Origin of the sequence: Hydrogenophaga sp. ANAO-22, assembly GCF_042466645.1 — a bacterium.
Lineage (GTDB): Bacteria > Pseudomonadota > Gammaproteobacteria > Burkholderiales > Burkholderiaceae_C > Hydrogenophaga.
Window position 1 is genome coordinate 2,721,369 of the sequence record NZ_CP159956.1, and the last position, 14,162, is coordinate 2,735,530.

General features: G+C 71.4%; 15 protein-coding genes. 10 read left to right on the forward strand and 5 right to left on the reverse strand.

The window, feature by feature from the left end; translation table 11 throughout:
* Positions 1-105 precede the first annotated feature (105 nt).
* Entirely contained in the window at positions 106-1,023 is a 918-nt protein-coding gene (locus ABSY19_RS13085; RefSeq protein ID WP_382163321.1) for a LysR family transcriptional regulator, read from the reverse strand.
* Between the two features lie 83 nt (positions 1,024-1,106).
* Here ABSY19_RS13085 and ABSY19_RS13090 point away from each other — a divergent pair, with 83 nt between their 5' ends.
* A complete protein-coding gene (locus tag ABSY19_RS13090) occupies positions 1,107-1,847 on the forward strand; it encodes a sulfite exporter TauE/SafE family protein (protein ID WP_382163322.1) in 741 nt (246 codons plus the stop codon).
* A gap of 58 nt (positions 1,848-1,905) precedes the next feature.
* Here ABSY19_RS13090 and ABSY19_RS13095 read toward each other — a convergent pair whose 3' ends face one another.
* Positions 1,906-2,553 (reverse strand): hypothetical protein, encoded by a 648-nt coding sequence (locus tag ABSY19_RS13095; RefSeq protein ID WP_382163324.1) that lies wholly within the window; start codon positions 2,551-2,553, stop codon positions 1,906-1,908.
* A gap of 152 nt (positions 2,554-2,705) precedes the next feature.
* Here ABSY19_RS13095 and ABSY19_RS13100 point away from each other — a divergent pair, with 152 nt between their 5' ends.
* The 3 genes from ABSY19_RS13100 to ABSY19_RS13110 are packed head-to-tail and all read left to right on the forward strand — an operon-like array spanning position 2,706 to position 4,715.
* Entirely contained in the window at positions 2,706-3,851 is a 1,146-nt protein-coding gene (locus ABSY19_RS13100; RefSeq protein WP_382163788.1) for an AI-2E family transporter, read from the forward strand.
* Positions 3,852-3,862: 11 nt separating this feature from the next.
* Complete coding sequence (locus ABSY19_RS13105) at positions 3,863-4,072, forward strand: hypothetical protein (RefSeq protein ID WP_382163326.1); 210 nt, start codon at positions 3,863-3,865, stop codon at positions 4,070-4,072.
* A 1-nt stretch (position 4,073) separates the two neighbouring features.
* Positions 4,074-4,715, forward strand: a complete 642-nt coding sequence (locus tag ABSY19_RS13110; RefSeq protein WP_382163328.1) for a Pr6Pr family membrane protein — start codon at positions 4,074-4,076, stop codon at positions 4,713-4,715.
* On the opposite strand, the gene ABSY19_RS13115 is transcribed toward ABSY19_RS13110, so the two are convergent.
* Positions 4,696-5,583: a LysR family transcriptional regulator gene (locus tag ABSY19_RS13115; RefSeq protein WP_382163330.1), complete on the reverse strand. Its 888-nt coding sequence runs from the start codon at positions 5,581-5,583 to the stop codon at positions 4,696-4,698. The genes ABSY19_RS13110 and ABSY19_RS13115 overlap by 20 nt on opposite strands.
* Before the next feature lie 101 nt (positions 5,584-5,684).
* Between ABSY19_RS13115 and ABSY19_RS13120 the strand changes: the two genes are divergently transcribed.
* The 5 genes from ABSY19_RS13120 to ABSY19_RS13140 all read left to right on the forward strand — a co-directional run bounded on the left by ABSY19_RS13120 (position 5,685) and on the right by ABSY19_RS13140 (position 10,047).
* Complete coding sequence (locus ABSY19_RS13120) at positions 5,685-6,113, forward strand: TerB family tellurite resistance protein (protein WP_382163332.1); 429 nt, start codon at positions 5,685-5,687, stop codon at positions 6,111-6,113.
* Complete coding sequence (locus ABSY19_RS13125) at positions 6,110-6,502, forward strand: hypothetical protein (RefSeq protein ID WP_382163334.1); 393 nt, start codon at positions 6,110-6,112, stop codon at positions 6,500-6,502. Before ABSY19_RS13120 ends, ABSY19_RS13125 begins: the two co-directional genes overlap by 4 nt.
* A 132-nt stretch (positions 6,503-6,634) precedes the next feature.
* Entirely contained in the window at positions 6,635-8,107 is a 1,473-nt protein-coding gene (locus ABSY19_RS13130) for a UbiA family prenyltransferase (RefSeq protein WP_382163336.1), read from the forward strand.
* 19 nt (positions 8,108-8,126) lie between these two features.
* Positions 8,127-8,489, forward strand: coding sequence for an SMR family transporter (locus ABSY19_RS13135; protein WP_382163338.1), 363 nt, complete (start codon positions 8,127-8,129; stop codon positions 8,487-8,489).
* Positions 8,482-10,047, forward strand: coding sequence for an ArnT family glycosyltransferase (locus tag ABSY19_RS13140; RefSeq protein WP_382163340.1), 1,566 nt, complete (start codon positions 8,482-8,484; stop codon positions 10,045-10,047). Before ABSY19_RS13135 ends, ABSY19_RS13140 begins: the two co-directional genes overlap by 8 nt.
* A gap of 108 nt (positions 10,048-10,155) precedes the next feature.
* On the opposite strand, the gene alr is transcribed toward ABSY19_RS13140, so the two are convergent.
* Entirely contained in the window at positions 10,156-11,271 is a 1,116-nt protein-coding gene (gene alr / locus ABSY19_RS13145; RefSeq protein WP_382163342.1) for an alanine racemase, read from the reverse strand.
* 212 nt (positions 11,272-11,483) lie between these two features.
* On the opposite strand from alr, the gene lplT reads away from it, so the two are divergent.
* Positions 11,484-12,755, forward strand: a complete 1,272-nt coding sequence (gene lplT / locus ABSY19_RS13150) for a lysophospholipid transporter LplT (protein ID WP_382163344.1) — start codon at positions 11,484-11,486, stop codon at positions 12,753-12,755.
* A gap of 109 nt (positions 12,756-12,864) precedes the next feature.
* On the opposite strand, the gene ABSY19_RS13155 is transcribed toward lplT, so the two are convergent.
* Positions 12,865-14,061: a hypothetical protein gene (locus ABSY19_RS13155; protein WP_382163345.1), complete on the reverse strand. Its 1,197-nt coding sequence runs from the start codon at positions 14,059-14,061 to the stop codon at positions 12,865-12,867.
* Between the last annotated feature and the right edge of the window lie 101 nt (positions 14,062-14,162).

Here is a 14,162-nt window from a genome sequence, read left to right on the forward strand (position 1 = left end):
TGGGAGGGGTTGCACGGCGTGTCGCCATGAAAAAAGCGCCGAGAGACCCTCACGGCGCCTCGGCGCGGCCACCCACTGGCGTGGGCCTCGGCGCGGCGGCCGGCCCTAGGCCTCGCTGTGCCGGGCGAGGAAGGCGTGCAGGGCCGCCGCCCCCGCGCCGGGCGGCGCATCGCCCGCCGTGCAGAGCAGCAGGCGCCGCGTGGCCCAGGCATCGCCGAGCGGGCGCACCACCACGCGCTCGTTCGCCAGGCGCAGCGCCGTGGCCTGCGGCACCACCGCCACGCCCACGCCCTCGCCCACCAGCTGCATCACCGCGTCCAGCCCGCGCACCCGCACCCGGTGGTGCAGGCCCCGGCCATGCTGCAAGGCCTGGTCGTGCAGCAGGCGGCTCAGGCCGCTCTCCACCGGCAGCCCGACGAAGGGGCGGTCCAGCAAGTCCACGAAAGGCAGCGGCCGGCGCGTGGCGCGCGCGCCCTGCCGGGGCAGCACCGCCACCAGCCGGTCTTCGCGGAAGACCCGGGTGGCCAGGCCTTCGGTGCCCACGTGGTCGGACACGATGCCGATGTCGGCCTGCTCCTGGCGCATGCCGAGCAGCGCGTCGAGGCTGCTGAGTTCGCGCAGGTCGACGTCGATGTCCGGGTGCTCGACCAGGAAGCGGCCGAGCAGCCCCGGCAGGTGCTCGGTCATGGCGGCGGTGTTGCAGATCACGCGCACCGTGCTGCGCACGCCGTGGGCATGGGCCGCCATGTCGGCGTGCAGCGCTTCCATGCCGCGCTGCAGGCGCGCCGCGTGCAACAGCAGGGTGCGGCCGGCGTCGGTGGTGCGCACGCCTTGTTTGGAGCGCCGCAGCAGGGTGGCGCCGAGCGCGTGCTCCAGCTGCTGCAGCCGCGTGCTCGCCGCGGCCAGCGAGAGGTGGATGTGGCGCGCCCCGGCGGTGATGGAGCCGTGCTCCACGACGGCGGCGAACAGGCGCAGGTCGAACGGGTCGACGCGGTAGGTGGGCGCGGCGCGGGGGGCGGTCATGGGCGATCCTCCGGAATCGGCGAAGGATACCTCTGGCGATGCGCGATGGACAGACCGAGCCCCGGACCCCACCATGCCGCCCCATGGACCTCTTGCTGCTCGGGCTGATCGCCATCGTTTTTCTGGCCGCTGGCGCGGTCAAGGGCATTTCCGGCATGGGCCTGCCGACCTTCTCCGTCGCGCTGCTCGGCCTGTTCATGCCCGCCGCCACCGCGGCCACGCTGATGCTGCTGCCTTCGCTGTTGACGAACATCGCCCAATGCGTCGGGCCGCACGCCCGTGCCCTGGCGCGCCGCCTGTGGCCCATGTGGCTGATGCTGGCGGCGGCCACGGTGTTCAGCCCGCTGCCCGATCTGGGCAGCGCCGGCGCGGGCGCGCGCCTCACCCTGGGCACGGTGCTGGTGGCCTACGGCCTGTGGGGCCTGGCCAGGGCGGCCCTGCCCGATCCAGGCCGCTTCGCGCGCCCGCTGGGCGGTGTGGCGGGCGCGCTCTCGGGTCTGCTCACCGCCGCCACCGGGGTGTTCGTGATGCCCATGGTGCCGTACCTGCAGTCGCTGCGGCTGGACAAGGACGTGATGATCCAGGCCCTGGGCCTGAGTTTCCTGGTGGCCACGCTGGCCCTGGCGGTGCGGCTCGGGCCGCTGGCCGTGCTCAGCGGCGCGGCGGTGCCGCTGGCGGGCCACGCCATCGCGCTGGGGGCGGCCTGCACCGGGCTCTGGCTCGGCTCGGTGCTGCGCCGGCGCCTGCCGCTGCCGGTGTTCCAGCGCGCGCTCTACAGCGTGTTCATCGCCCTGGGTGCGCTGATGCTCGCGCGAGCGCTCTAGGGGCCGCCATGCCGCCCGACCCCGACGCGCTGGCCCTGGCCGAGGCCCTGGAGCGGGCCTACCGGCTGGCGCTGGCGGTGGAGGCGCTCGCGGCCCCGGAAAGCCAGGTGATCTCGGTGATGGCCACGGAACTGCTCGGCGTGCTGGACCAGGCCCGGGCGTCGATGCTGCGGCCCAGCACCAGCAGCCGCACCGGCTGATGAAAACGGCTGCTGTTCGAGGCCAGGATCTGCACGGCCTCGGCCAACGCGGCACCATCCAGCCCCGGTTCGGCCACCACCAGCGTGGCGCGGCGCGGCCGGAACGCCCGCCAGGCCGACGGTTCGCCGGTCAGGTAACCGGCGTCCCAGGGGTCCGAGGGCTGGCGCGCTCGCCACCACATCGCGTCCTGGCCCTTGACGCGCAGGCGCAGCCACAGGCCCGCGAGCGCGCCACCGGCCGCCGCGAGCTGGTCGCTGCCGTCGAGCCGGCGCGAGAAGGCCTCGACCAGCCCGGCCCGCTCGGCCACCGGCCCCTGCACCAGCGTGGCCACGGCGAAGCGCGTCCCCGAAAAACACCAGGCCGCCAGGGCGGTCTCGGCGGCCTGCCGCATGGCAGCCGCAGGCGCGGAGGATGCCTCGATGGCCTGGGCCGGCTCGACGCGCAGCACGGTGCCGTCGAAGCGGGCCGCCAGCGCGCGCGCCCAGGCCGATGCGGATTCGTTCATTCGGGCCCTCCGGGCGCATGACAACAAGGTCGGGCGATGGTAGCCGGGCGGCCTCATACTGCGAATGCCGTCCACTTTCCCTTGTTCCCATGACCACCGACGACAGCCCCGCGCCCCCGCCTCCCGCCGAAGCCCGCCCCAGCGCGCCGAGCATGGCCCCGGTCTCCGGTTCGCTCATGCTGCGCGTGCTGCTGGGGGCGGTGACGGTCGCCTTCATCTGGATCCTGCTGCCGTTCTACGGCACCATCCTCTGGGGCGCGATCATCGCGCTGCTGTTCGCCCCGCTGAACCGCTGGCTGCTGCCGCGCATGGGCCAGCGCCGCAACCTCGCGGCGCTGACCACCATGCTGGCCGCCGTGGTGATCGTGGTGCTGCCCACGGTGCTGGTGGCCGCCTCGCTGACGCGCGAGGCCAGCCAGCTCTACGCCCGCATCGAGTCGGGCGAGATCAAGCCCGCGCTGTGGCTGCGCGGCGTGTTCAATGCCCTGCCCGACTGGCTCACCGACCTGCTCGCGCGCTTCGGCCTGGGCAATTTCGACCTGATCCAGCGCAAGCTCACGCAGGCGCTCACGCAGGGCAGCCAGTTCATCGCCACGCAGACCTTCAACCTGGGGCAGGACATGCTGGGCCTGGTGATCGGCCTGTTCATCGCGCTCTACCTGGCCTTCTTCCTGGTGCGCGACGGCGGCTCCCTCGTGCGCTCGATCCGCCTGGCGATCCCCCTGCCGCCCGACGACAAGCAGGAGCTGCTGGAGCAGTTCGGCACCGTGCTGCGCGCCACCGTGAAAGGCAACCTCGTGGTCGCGCTGGTGCAGGGCGCGCTGGGCGGCCTGGCGTTCTGGGTGCTGGGCGTGAACGCCGCGCTGCTGTGGGCGGTGCTGATGGCGGTGCTTTCGCTGCTGCCGGCGGTGGGCGCGGGCCTGGTCTGGGGCCCGGTGGCGATCTGGCTGTTCGCCACCGGCGAGGTCTGGCAGGCCGTGGGCCTGGCGCTGTACGGCGTGCTGGTGATCGGCCTGGTCGACAACGTGCTGCGCCCGCTGCTGGTCGGCAAGGACACCGGCATGCCGGACTACCTGGTGCTGATCAGCACGGTGGGCGGCATCGCGGTCATGGGCATCAACGGTTTCGTGATCGGTCCGGTGATCGCCGCGATGTTCGTGGCGGTCTGGGACATCCAGACCGCGACCCGGGTGCGCGCGCGCGCGGCCGCCTTCGGCATCGACACCACGGAGCCCGCCGCCCCACCCGCCATCGCGCCGCCCACCCCGCCCATTGACACCGGCAGCGAACCGCGCTGACCATGCAGCCCATGAACAAAAAACTCGCGCTCTGCATCGCCACGCTGCTGCCGTGGCTGGCCGCCTGCTCCAGCACCACGCCCACACCGCCCGCGAGCGAGCGCTCACCCATCATGTGCACGCAGGATGTGCTGCAGTGCCCCGACGGCCGCTTCGTCGGCCGCACACCGCCGGGATGCGTCTTCGTCTGCGCCGCCAACACGGCCCCGGCCGCGCGCTGACATGCCCTGGCGCCACCCGCGCCTGACCCTTCTGGTGGCCGTGCTCGCCTGGTTCGGCCTGGGCCTGCAGCTGCTGCTCTCGCTGCGGCTGGTCGTCGCGCAAGGTGGCACGCCCCTGGGCGGGCTGGTGGTCTACCTCGGTTATTTCACGGTGCTCACCAACCTGCTGGTGGCCGTGAGCCTGAGCCTGGCGCTTTGGCGGTCGGGCAGCGCCGCCGGGCGCTGGTTCCGGCGGCCCGGGGTCGCCACGGCGGTGGCCGTGAACATCGCGCTGGTGGGCCTCACCTACCACCTGCTGCTGCGCCACGTGTGGGATCCGCAGGGCCTGCAGAAGCTGGCCGACATCACCCTGCACTACGCCGTGCCGCTGCTGGGCGTGCTGCACTGGTGGCTGGCGGTGCCGCCCGCGCGCATGGCCTGGCGCGCGCCGCTGGCCTGGGCCGCCTGGCCGCTGGCCTACCTGGGCTACGCCCTGCTGCGCGGCCTCTGGCTCGGCACCTACCCCTACCCGTTCATCGACGTGGCCACGCTGGGCTACCCACGCACCCTGCTGAACGCGCTGGGCCTGCTGGTGGTGTTCCTGCTGGTGGGTCTGGCCTTCGTGGCGGTCGGCCGCGGTCGGCTCAGGCGATCGCCGCGCTGAGCAGGCGCTGCACCAGCGGGTGCTGCACCTTGCGCGCGGTGCCGATCGCATAGAAGTGCTCCTGCACCCCGTCGCAGGGCGCGACCCAGGCCAGGCCATAGGCCTGCGCGAGCTGCTCGCGCATGCGCTCGGCGGCCGGCAGCACGCCCATGCCCGAGGCGCCGAAGGTGGCCAACAGGGCACTGTCCTCGAACTCGCCCACCACGCGCGGCGCCACCCGCTGGCGCTCGAACCACTGGTCGATGCGCAGGCGCACCGAGGACTGCGCCGTGGGCAGCAGCACCGGCACCTGCGACAGGCCGCGCGGAAAGTCGCTCTGCGCCTGGGCCAGCAGGGCCGGGGGCGCGTACCAGCCCAGGGGCGAGGCGCCCAGCGCGTGGCTGTACAGCTTGAGGTTGGGGTTGGCCGGCGCGGGCCGGTCGGACAGCACCACGTCGAGCCGGTGCAGCGCGAGCGCGGCCAGCAGGTCGTCGAAGCTGTCCTCGTGGCAGAGCAGGCGCAGGTTCGCTTCGGTCAGCACCGGCGCGAGCAGCTCGCGCACCGCCAGTTTGGGCAGGCCGTCGGAGATGCCCACCACCAGGCGCACCCGCTGCTGGCTGGCGGCATCGCTCACCGCGCCGCGCAGCTGTTCGCCGAGCGAGAAGATCTGCTCGGCCAGCGCCAGCGCGGTCTGCCCGGCCTCGGTGAGCGCCAGGCCGCGCCCGGCCGGCTTGAACAGCGCGTGGCCGAGCGACTGCTCCAGCTGGCGCACCTGCGCGCTCACGGTCTGCACCGCCATGCCCAGGCGGGCCGCCGCGTGCGACATGCCGCCCTCCTTGGCCGTGACCCAAAAGTAATACAGGTGCTTGTAGTTGAGTTCCGGGTCCATGCTTCGTATTTTTAGGATATTGGTTCTCTGATTTGCTGCTTTTTGCGAAGTTCAAAACTGCGTATCGTCGAGGTTTTCCCCCTCCAAGGACATCGACGCCCATGCGCACCTATCCCACCAACAGCCCGCAGGCGGCCGCGCGCCTGCTGGCCATGGCCCTGGTGGCCGACGGCAACTACTCGTTGACCGAAATCCGCGCGCTCGACCGCATCCGCGCCTCGCGCCGGCTGGGCCTGAGCGCCAGAGCCCTCAAGACCGTGCTCGACCACTTCTGCGAAGACCTGCTGGCCGCCGCCCAGGGCCGCTGGAGCGGCTCGGCCGACATGGACGACGCCCTGCGCCAGCAGCTGCTGGACGAGGTGCGCGACCCCGCCCTGCGCACGCTAGTGGTGGACCTGTGCCAAGCCATCGTGCAGGCCGACGGCCACGAGGCCGATGGCGAAGCCGCCCTGCTGGACACCTTCACCCGGGCCTGGCGGCAGCCACCGGCGGCCCGCCGGGTCGCCTGGTCGGTGGGAGCCCTGTCATGAAGCCGCTCATCTGGGGGGTGTTCGGCCTGCTGGCCCTGTGCTGGACCGGCCTGGCCGCGGCCTCGGTGCAGATCACCGAATGGCTGCTGACCCTGGTGGGCACGGGCCAGGCGACCGACCTGGCCACCGCCGCGGGCCAATGGCCGGTGCCCGACTGGCTGGCCCTGTGGGTCGATCCGGCCTGGGTGAAAACCATGCAGGGCGCGTGGCTGGGCCTGGTGCAGTGGCTGGGCCAGGTTCTGCCCTCGGGCAGCGGCCTGATGGCCTGGGTCACGCCCCTGGTGTGGATCGCCTGGGCGCTGGGCCTGTTGTGCCTGCTGGTGCCGGCGATCGCGCTGCACTGGCTGGCCGGCCGCCTGAAGCTGCCGCCGCGACCCGCCAGGGGCTGAGCCCCCGGGCGCGGCGCGCCGAAACCACAGCAGCGTGCGCAATGCACGGACCGGGGAGAAACGGGCCGGCGCGTCACGAGGGAAGTGAGGACCGACCCCTAAAATCGGCCCACACTTCCCTGGACGCACACCTTGACGCCCAACACCACCCCCGCGCCGACCGATGCCTGCCCGCTCTATGTGGACCTGGACGGCACGCTCACGCGCAGCGACACCTTGCACGAATCGGCCATGCTGTTCGTGCGCGCCAACCCGCTGAACCTGCTGCGCATGCTCACCTGGCTCCCGCTGGGCAAGGCCGGCTTCAAGCAGCGGCTGGCCAGCGCGGTGCGGCCCGACCCCGCGCGCCTGCCCTACAACGAGCCCTTCGTTCAGTACCTGCGCGACGAACACGCGCGCGGCCGGCCCCTGGTGCTCGCCAGCGCGGCCGACGCGCGCATCGTGCAGGACGTGGCCTCGCACCTGGCCGTGTTCGACGACAGCCTGGGCACCAACGCGCAGGCCGACGGCATCAACCTCAGCCGCGGCAACAAGCGCACGGCGATCGACGCCCACGCCCGCGCCCAGGGGCACGGCAGCTGGGCCTACGCCGGCAACAGCCGCGACGACCTCGACGTGTGGGCCGGCAGCGCCGAGGCGGTGGCGGTGAACGCCCCGAGCGGCGTGGTCGCCTCGCTGCAGCGCACGCACCCGCAGGCGCGGGTGTTCGAACGCGAGCCGCTGAGCCTCAAGACCGTGCTGCGCGCGATCCGGCTCAAGCAATGGTCCAAGAACGGCCTGCTGTTCATCCCGCTGCTGGCGGCGCACTCGCTGGACCCGGCGCTCTGGGGCGCGGTCTTCCTCGCCTTCATCGCCTTCGGCCTGTGCGCCTCGGCCACCTACCTGGTCAACGACCTGCTGGACCTGCCCAACGACCGCGCGCACCGCATCAAGCGCAACCGCCCGCTGGCCTCGGGGGCCATCGGCATCACCACCGCCGTGGGGCTGGGCGCGGCCATGCTGGTGCTGGCCTTCGTGCTGGCCTTCGCGGTCTCGATCGGCTTTGCCGTGATGCTGCTGGCCTACACCGTGACCACGCTCGCCTACTCGATGTACCTCAAGCGGCTGGCGCTGATCGACGTGCTGGTGCTCTCGGGCCTGTACACGCTGCGCATCGGCGCGGGCGCGGTGGCCTCGGGGGTGGACCTGTCCAACTGGCTGCTGGCGATCTCGATCTTCCTGTTCCTGAGTCTGGCGCTGGTCAAGCGCTGCGCCGAGCTCGAAGAGCTGGCGGACGACCGCAGCACGCTCGCGCCCGGCCGGGGTTACCAGCCGCGCGACCTGGCCTCGCTGCGCGCCATGGGCATGTCCAGCGGCTTCATGGCGGTGCTGGTGCTCACGCTCTACATCGACAGCCAGAACAGCCAGAAGCTCTACGCCCACGCCGACTGGCTGTGGGCCGCCGCGCCCGTGCTGCTGCTGTGGGTCATGCGCATCTGGCTCAAGACCGGGCGGCGCGAGCTGCACGGCGAGGACCCGCTGCAGTTCGCGCTGAAAGACCCGTTCAGCTGGGCCACGCTGCTCGTGATGGGCGGCATCGGCTTCGTGGCCACCGTCGGTTTCTGAACCCAGGACACCCCCTCCCATGAAATCCATCGCCCTGGGCCTGGCCCTGTTCTGCGTGCTGCTGTCTTCGGCCGCGCAAATCGCCATGAAGCGCGGCATGGGCGCGCCCAGCGCCGCCGCCGACGTCGGCGGCACCTACCTGCAGGCGCTCAGCAGCCCGCTGGTGTGGGTCGGCCTGATGCTCTATGGCGCCAGCGCCGTGCTCTGGCTGTGGGTGCTCTCGCGGCTGGACGTGAGCGTGGCCTACCCGCTGGTGAGCCTGGGCTTCGTGGTCACGCTCGCGCTGGGCGTGCTCTGGCTCGGCGAACCCTTCTCGTGGCTGCGCGTGGCCGGCTGCACGCTGATCGTGGTGGGCGTGAGCCTGCTCGCCCTGGATGCCTGACCCCCTGACCATGCACGCTTCCGAGTTTTCCGCCCACACCTCGCGCCAGATTTTCTGGGTCGCGTTCGCTGCCACGCTGCTGCTCAAGCTGGTCATCGCCGCCGGCTTCCCCATCACCGGCGACGAGGCCTTCTTCTACCAGTGGGGCGTGTTCCTGTCCTGGGGCTACTCCGACCACCCGCCCATGGTGGGCTGGCTGATCGCGGCGCTGCGCCAGATCAGCGACCACCCGCTGGCGCTGCGCAGCTTCACGCTGCTGCTCACCAGCCTCATCGCGCTCGGCGTGGTGGACCTGCTGCGCCGCTTCCTGCCCGAAGACCGCGAGGCCAGCGCCTGGCTGGCGGGCGCGGTCTACCTGGCGATGCCCTGGTCGTGGATGTTCGTGCTGGTGACCACCGACACGCCGCTGATCTTCTTCATGGTGCTCTCGGCCTGGTGCTACCTGCGCGCCGACACCAGCGCGCAGCGCGCCAGCGTGCCCTGGTACGCGCTGGCCGGCGCCTTCCTCGGCCTGGCCTTCCTCTCCAAGTACTTCGCGGCGCTGCTGGGCTTCGCCTACGCGGCGCACTGCTTCGGCTGGCGGCGCGAACGCTGGTGGGCCCCGTTCCTCATCTTCGTGCTCGCCCTGCCCTCGATCGCGCTCAACATCGCCTTCAACGCCACGCACGGCTGGAGCAACGTGATGTTCAACGTGTTCAACCGCAACGAGGGCTCGGCCTGGTCGTTCGAGACCTTCGGCGTGTACCTCGCGATGGCGCTCTACCTGCTCACGCCCTGGCTGCTCTGGCGCGCGCTGACCGCGCGCGGTGCGGCCTCCGGCGTCTCGCCCACCACGAGCCGCACGCTGGCCGTGCTGTGGCTGTTCCCGCTGATCCTGTTCGCGCTGCTGAGCACGCGCCGCACCATCGGCCTGCACTGGGTGCTGGGCTTCGTGCCGCTGTTCGTGGTCTGGGCCGGCCTGCGGCTGGATCCGCGCGCGCTGCGCCGTTGCCTGACCTGGACCGTGGCGCTCTCGGTGCCGCACCTGCTCGTGGTCGCCGCCATCGCCTGGGCGCCGCTCGCCTGGTGGCAGCCCTTCAAGATCTACGACCGCGCGGTCTTCCTGCGCGAAACCGCCGCCGTGGTCGCCGCGCTGGAGAAAGACCTGCCGGCGGGCGCCACCCTCATGGGCCGCACCTACAACCCGGCGGCCATGCTCGCCTTCCACCACAAGCAATACGTGCCTGTCTTCGGCGTGGGCAAACACCATGCGCGGCAGGACGACCAGATCATCGACTTCCGCCGCTACGACGGCCAGCCCATCCGCGTGTTCCTCTACGACGAACCCCAGCTGGCGGACTTCGAACCCTACTTCGAGCGCGTGAGCACCAAACGTTTCGAGGTGGACGGCGTCGCCTTCTACGCCGTCGATGGCCAAGGCTTCAAATACCAGCCCTTCCACGACACCGTGCTCGCCGAAGTCGCGCGCGAATTCCACGACATCCCGACATGGCTGCCCATCCTCGGCAGCCCCTTCTGCGAGCGCTACGGGTTCAAGCACTGCTCGCCGGGTCGCTGAAGCAACAGAACGAATGAGGGGGAGCCCGCCCCCGATCCCGAATCCGATCCCGCCTGTGCCGCGTGGCCGGGCCGAGACCCGGCTCGCCACGAAAGAAAAAGCGTCACATCAAGTAGAGGAAAAGGGAACCCGAGGCGCCACCGCACACATCAACTCATAGCTGATGGTGCCCGCGGAAGAAGCCACCTCATCGATCGGCAGCACCTCGCCGGAAGACGACGAGGCCCGCCCCCACAACACCACCTCCGCCCCGATCCCCGCGGACGGAACGGAAGAAAGATCCACCGTGATCATGTCCATGCTCACCCGCCCGATCAGCCGTGTGCGCACCCCATCCACCAGCACCGGCGTGCCCGTGGGCGCGTGCCGCGGATAACCATCCGCATAACCACAAGCCACCACCCCGATGCGCATCGGCCCCTCGGCCGTGAACGTCGAGCCGTAGCCCACGGTATCGCCGGCCTGCAGCGTCTGCGTGCCGATCACCCGGCTGGACAGCGTCATGGCCGGTTGCAGGTCCCAATCGCTCACCCGCTTTTCGGGGAAATCGGGCGCGCTGCCGTACAGCGCGATGCCCTCTCGCACCCAGTCGGCCGACAGGCTTTGCGCCCCGCGCAGCGCCAGCTTCGCGTGGCGCAGGATGGCCGCGCTGTTGCACAGCGTGCGCTCGCCGGGCAGGTCGGCGGTGGCGGCCTCGAACGCGGCCACCTGGTGCGCGATGCCGCGCGCGCCGTCGGCGTCGCTGAAGTGCGTCATGAGCGAGATCTCGTCCACCTGCGGCAGCGCGTTGAGCCGCGCCCAGGCGCTGCGGAAGGCCGCGGGCGTGAACCCCAGGCGGTTCATGCCGCTGTTGAGCTTGAGAAAAATGCGGTGCGGCACCTGCGTCTTGTGCGCGGCCAGCCAGTCGATCTGCTCGGTGCAGTGCACCGTGTGCCACAGGTGCAGGCGCGAGCACAGCTCGAGGTCGCGCGGCTCGAACACGCCTTCGAGCAAATGGATGGGGCCACGCCAGTCGAGCGCGCGCAGGCGCTCGGCCTCGGCCAGGTCCAGCAGGGCAAAACCGTCGGCGCTGCGCAGCGCGTCGAAGCAGCGCTCGATGCCATGGCCGTAGGCATTGGCCTTGACCACGGCCCACACGCGCGCATCGGGCGCGAAGTGGCGCGCGCGCGCCAGGTTGTGCTGCAGGGCGTCGGCATGGACGGTGGCAAGGATGGGACGGGGCATGGCGGCAGGGTGCGGTCTTCGTCGAGGGAGCGTGCGGGAAGTCGCGGGTTGGACTGCCGGGTGAAAACCCGGTGGAACCCGCCCCGGTATTTTCAGGGTGGCGTGCTATAACCCGGCATCGTCTGGAGACCCGTCAACTGTCGCACAAAAAAGGCCGGTGCATCGGCTCAGCTCCCCCTGGCTGAAGCGCCCCGGCACACAAAATCATCTCCATGAAGCGCGGCTTCTACACCATCATGACGGCGCAGTTCTTCAGTTCGCTGGCGGACAACGCGCTGTTCGTGGCCGCGATCGAACTGCTCCGCACGCGCGGCGCACCCGAGTGGCAGAGCGCCGCCCTGGTGCCGCTCTTCGCCCTGTTCTACGTGGTGCTCGCGCCCTTCGTCGGCGCCTTCGCGGACGCCAGGCCCAAGGGCCAGGTCATGTTCATCAGCAACGCCATCAAGGTCGCGGGCTGTCTGCTGATGCTCGCGGGCGTGCACCCGCTGCTGGCCTACACCCTGGTGGGCCTGGGCGCGGCGGCCTACTCGCCGGCCAAGTACGGCATCCTCACCGAGCTGCTGCCGCCCTCGCAGCTGGTCAAGGCCAACGGCTGGATCGAGGGCCTCACGATCGCCTCCATCATCCTGGGCGTGCTGCTCGGCGGCCAGCTGGTGAGCCCCTGGATCTCGGCCCGGCTGCTGGCCCTCGACCTGCCGGGCATCCACCATGCGGCCGAAGCGGCGGTGGCCGCGCTCGTGGTGGTGTACGCGCTGGCGGCCTGGTTCAACACGCGCATTCCGCTCACCGGCGTGACGCCGCGGCCCATGCCGAAGAACCCGCTGGCCCTGCTGCCCGATTTCTGGCGCTGCAACAGCCGCCTGTGGCGCGACCGCCTGGGCCAGATCTCGCTGGCCACCACCACGCTGTTCTGGGGCGTCTCGGGCAACCTGCGCTACATCGTGCTGGCCTGGGCCGGCGCCGCGCTGGGCTATGGCACCACCCAGGCCTCGTCGCTGGTGGGCGTGGTGGCGCTGGGTACCGCCGTGGGCGCGGTGGTCGCGTCGATGCGCATGCGGCTGGACCAGGCCACGCGCGTGATGCCGTTGGGCATCGCCATGGGGGTGCTGGTGATCCTGATGAACTTCATCGACAACGTCTGGGTGGCCGCGCCCTTCCTGGTGCTGCTGGGCGGCCTGGGCGGTTTCCTGGTGGTGCCGATGAACGCGCTGCTGCAGCACCGGGGCCACAACCTGATGGGCGCGGGCCGCTCGATCGCGGTGCAGAACTTCAACGAGCAGGCCTGCATCCTGAGCCTGGGCGCGCTTTACAGCTTCTCCACCGGCATGGGCTGGTCGGCGTTCGCGGCCATCACGGCCTTCGGCGTGCTGGTGGCCGGCTGCATGGCGCTGATCGCGCTGTGGCACCGCCACAACCAGCGCACGCACCCGCACGAGCTGGAACGCCTGCTGGAAATCGCCCGCCGCGACGACCTGCACGGTTGAGGCGCAACGCGCGAAGTGACGCCCGTCCAGAAACACCGCGGAACCGGCTTTGCCGGGCCGCTGGTGTTGCCCCCTGGAGGGGGTCGCGCGAAGCGCGGCGGGGTGCTTCCTAAAACCCGACGTTGGTGGGCGCGAAGCCGTTGAGGCTCACCAGGCGGTGCTGGGCCAGCACCTTGTAGAGCTCGGCCTCGCCCACGGAGCGTGAGAGGTAGGCGTCGCTGCCGGCCAGACCGGCTTTCATGCGGTCCATGCTGCCCGCGGTGGGCGCGAACATGATCACCACCGGTGCGCCCTTGGGGCCCTTGGTCTGCTTGGCGGCGCGGCAGATGTGGTTGGCGTCGGGCTCACCCTTGAGGCGGTCGATCGCCACCACGCGGTAGGCATGGGCCTTGAGCATCACCAGCGCCTGCGCGCCTTCGCGCGACCAGTCCACCGTCAGGCCGTACTTCTTGAAGCGCTTGAGCAGGATGCGCCCTTCCACCAGGCTCTCGGCGACCAGCAGCATGTCGCCGCGCGGCACGTCGGGCGCGGGCGCGGCCTTGTCGGCGCTGAGGCGGGACTTGGGTGAGCGGGTGCGGGGCGCGGCCGGCGCGGGCAGGTCTTCGAGGCTGCCGAAGTCGGTCATGCGCATCACGCCAGGGCGTGCGGCCGGCGCGGGCGCTGGCACGGCGCTGCCGCGCGCGGGAGCAGCCGCAACCACCTCGCCGCGCACCAGCGGCCGCGTGGGCGGAAACTCGGTGTCGGGCGAGCGGCGCCGGCCGACGCGCGCGGCCGGCGCCACGGCGGGCAGCGGCAGCAAGGCCCCATAGGGCTGGGTCAGGGCAAAACCCCGGTCGGCCCCCGCGCCGGGCGCGACCTGGGGCGGGTGCTGGGGGGTGGGCATCGCGCGCCCGCTGGCCAGCTGCATGCTGGCGTCCAGGCCCTGGAACTGGGACGGCTGGAAGGGCTCGCCGCCGTTCGCGGCATCGGGCGCGCGGCGCCGCGCGGGCGGGGGCCGGGTGGCGCCCACGATCTCGTCCAGCGCGGCCAGCATGGCCACCAGCTTGACGGGCTTGCGCTGCAGGGGCCAGCCGGTGCCGCCGTCGGAGCTGCCCACCAGCATCACCCGGCCGGGCAGCTCGGCGTCGCGCACCAGCACCACGGCCTGCACGTTGTCGGCGTTGACGATCAGGATCTGCGCGTCCATGACCTCGTCCTGCACCAGGTAGCCCGGCGGCCGGCGCGAGGCTAGGCGGAAGAACGATTCGAATGTGGACGACTCGGTCTGGGAGAACCCCACCAGCGCCACCGTGTATGCAGCCACCATCTCCAGCCCCAGATTCGTTATTGGATGTTGCGGGTCAGTATGCCCGCACCGCCCAGGCCGGGGGAAGGGGGAAGCGTTACGCCAGCGCCCGCGAATGCACC